This window comes from Leptolyngbya sp. FACHB-711 (genome assembly GCF_014695615.1).
In the GTDB taxonomy this organism is placed as follows: Bacteria; Cyanobacteriota; Cyanobacteriia; order Elainellales; family Elainellaceae; genus Leptolyngbya_A.
This window is the reverse complement of sequence record NZ_JACJOR010000498.1, coordinates 1-3,369: the sequence shown is the minus strand read 5'-3', so window position 1 is coordinate 3,369 and position 3,369 is coordinate 1. Positions and strand designations below refer to the sequence as shown.

Below are 3,369 nucleotides of genomic sequence, written 5' to 3'. Positions count from 1 at the left end.
TAAGACAGCTTAACTCCCTGCCCTATTCAGAATCAGGTATCTGGATGAGCGGCAGTTGCAGTTGCTCCATGTCCAGCACTCCTGGATTAATCTCTGCCCATGCCCTTGCTTCTGCTATAAGAATTGGATCACCAGACGCAAGATATTGCTGCATCTGGTCAATCTGCTGCTTCTGTTGAGCTTCAGAGCGGATGTGCTGCAGCCGCAATTGAGCCGATCGCCTTGCCTGCTGATACGCTTCCTGCTGTGCCTTCACCTGAAACAGAGCTTGCTGAATATACTCCACCCCAGTTGAACCGGAAGGAGCAAGAGCATTACCATCAGCCGATCGCCCTTCAGAACTAAAACAATGGCTAGAAGCCTTGTCCTGTCTATTATCACCGCCACCGTTAGGAAATAAGCTTGGAGAACTGAGCCAGTTAGATGCTGCTTCAGTGCAATCTAACTGGCTGTTCTCACTGAAGCAAGGGGGGTGCGGGGGGTTTTCCACAGGTTGATGACCTGCTCCCTCTTCCTGAGCAGATCCCAGTCCAAAATAATTGGGATGCCACAGGTCACGGTGGCGATAGAGTGATCCACCTCCAATGCCATATTGGAGCAGTGCCTGAAAACGAGCTGTTGGTCGAACAGGTAAACTACCCTTTTCAAGCAAATCTGCAATTGCTTGCTTAATACGGTCCCTTGTCACTGCTGACTGTCGCTGGTTCCAAGAAGGCAACTGGTCAATTGCGGTCGCCAGTTCTGGGGCTTGAAGTTCTAGCTTAGATTTGGAAATTCGAGAACCAAAATGAAAGTAATGGCTGTTTTCAATACATCGTGCCCATTCCTCAGCGCGGTGTTCAATCTCATGCTGATGCTGGCACCAATCTGTGTACCCAGGTAGGGATCGTGCAGTTACTACAATGTTATCCACTAATGCCTGTCCTTCTAACGGCTGACCACCTACTAGAAGGTGATGAAAAATATAGGACCGCATGGTAATGCGTCCTAGAAGGCGATTTGTTTGCCCTACTCCAGTCCAACCTTGCTCAATCTCAGCGTTTAGATCATTGATAAACTTTTCCACTTTGCCAGAAATTCCGTATTGGCGTCGCCTTGCCTGCTTCAGCACTCGCTTGATTGTGCTGGTATCCAAAGTATTCCGCTCTTGAACAAACTGCCACTGTCGAACGAAAGTTTGTGTATTACCCCAAACAGGCTGCCACTCAGTATTTAAGAGATAGGAACCAGCCTGTAGAGGCAGACGGTGAGCATTAAAGAGGCTATAGGTTCCATCCGTTGTGAAAGGCCTGGGATTCGGAAAAAGTTCAAGCTGCCCAGGCTGAAGTTTGAATCCAGCATTTTCCAGAAGACAAGCCAGGACAATAGCGACCTGCCAGGAACTCTGAGATCGCTGAAATGGGAAATAAAGGTGAAGTCCCCCGCTATAGCTAGAGGTACAAGCAAGATAACCGACAAGTCCCAGTGGTTCCAAGGCAGCAACAATGCGAGAAATAGCAAAGGGATCTCGACTGGGGTGATAAAGACTGGTCACGTCAATATCAACCAGAGCATACCGAGTTTCCGCACCAAAGCGCACACCATACAAAGAAGATCCTTGTCGAATCAGGCGATCGCTTAAGGGATGTCGACTCTCCGTCTTCCACTGGGGCTTTACACCTGGATCTGAATGCTCTGCCCAGATGTAGTCAAAACGATGTGGGAAAAGCATAAGAAATGCATCGTCCCACTCCTGAACATATTGAAATTCACGAGCTGCACTGACCATGATGACTCTCTTGAGAGCCAGGGCAAGCAGCAAATGCCTCTATTGATTCTCCAGCCTATAGCCAACACAAAACTCAGACTGCCACACCAAAGAAAAATGTGGTAGCCTTAGCAAGAAGGTAAATCAAAAGAATCTGAAACGATGGCAGTCGTTCCAGACTCGAACTAGAGAACCGGGTGTAGAGAGGCTTTGCGAGAGGCTCCGCCCCGGTTTTTTAGGTTTTCCAAGACAAAGCGTACCACTGCACTATAAGGATCTCAAGAGGCGAAATCTCAGTGTACGCGGGAGTTACAGGCCAACAATACGCGGGAGTTACAGGTCTTTTTAGGCAAAACCATACGCCGGAGTTACAGGGTAAAACCATACGCCGGAGTTACAGAGTCCTTCCAAAACCATACGCCGGAGTTACAGGGTAAAACCATACGCCGGAGTTACAGGCTTAAAAATAAGACTTTAATAAACTCAGTGCTTTCATAAGCTGTTTTCTACGACTTATACGTCGGAGTTACAGGGTAAAACCATACGCTGGAATTACAGACTGATTAAATCGTAGTACGGCGGATTTACAGGCGAAACCATACGCCGGAGTTACAGGCCTTTTCAGGCGAAACCATACGCCGGAGTTACAAGTTACTCCTGCAAAATCATACGCCGGAGTTACAGAGTAATTCCAGATTTAGCGGATTTTGTTTTCCTTCAGGCAAGGAACGCTAGTTCTGGGATATTGACAGATGCTTAAAAAATATGCCTTGCTGGACTACTTCGCTGGTAAAATTGCCAAACAACCCCAGACCGATCAGCAGGAGCTTATGGTAGAGAAGCAGGAAAACGGATCGTTCGCTGTTGATGGGCAACTCTTGATGGTGCTGCCTCGCGCAGGGGCATCTCTTAGAAACCCCGATGTCCAGCTACCAATCCTACGAGCCGATGAGGATGGGTACTACCTGGAGATGCGGGTTGAATCAGATTCTAATGACCCTAGTGAAGTGATACTGACTCGACGGGTACAGTTAGAAAACCTATCAGTGGAGGAATGGGAAGAACTAAAGCAGCAGTATGCCGATCTCGATCTACAGTCCTGTAGTGATGAAGGGATCAGTAATGGATTGGAGAAGATCCAGGATCGCAGAATCCAACGGTTATTCATGGCGCTGCTGACTTTCCTCAATCCCAGACAGGTCGCAATCGTGCTTTACCTATATCGATTAGCAGCTCACCAAGGTAACGGACGACTGGTTACGTTTCGATCGAATGACCTGCTAGAGTGCCTTGGCTACAAGCGTACCAAAGACGGTGGGTTTGCTTCAAAGGTGCGATCGCAGCTCAACCGCGATCTCGTCGCTCTGCACCGCACAGAACTTGTACTTGCCCAATCCCTTCGGAAGGGTAATCAGGTTGGTGCAAAGGTCATGATCAAGAGCGTGTTGCGAATCAAAGATTATGAAATTGATAACGTTCCACGCGACTTTGACTTATTGAAGGCTGCTGACTATACCTATGAATTAGCAGATGCCTACACAGTTGCTCTAGAATTCTTCGAGGGTCCAGGACGCACTGGAGATTATGTATTGTTTGCTAGCGATATTGACCTAAAGCAGAAG

2 protein-coding genes are annotated in these 3,369 nt (G+C 48.0%); one reads left to right on the top strand and one right to left on the bottom strand.

Annotated features, from left to right (window positions below; genetic code table 11):
- Positions 1-22: 22 nt before the first annotated feature.
- Positions 23-1,768: a hypothetical protein gene (locus tag H6F80_RS23570; RefSeq protein WP_190793959.1), complete on the bottom strand. Its 1,746-nt coding sequence runs from the start codon at positions 1,766-1,768 to the stop codon at positions 23-25.
- A gap of 731 nt (positions 1,769-2,499) precedes the next feature.
- Here H6F80_RS23570 and H6F80_RS23565 point away from each other — a divergent pair.
- The coding region (locus tag H6F80_RS23565) for a hypothetical protein (protein WP_242067534.1) at positions 2,500-3,369 on the top strand (870 nt) is incomplete at its 3' end.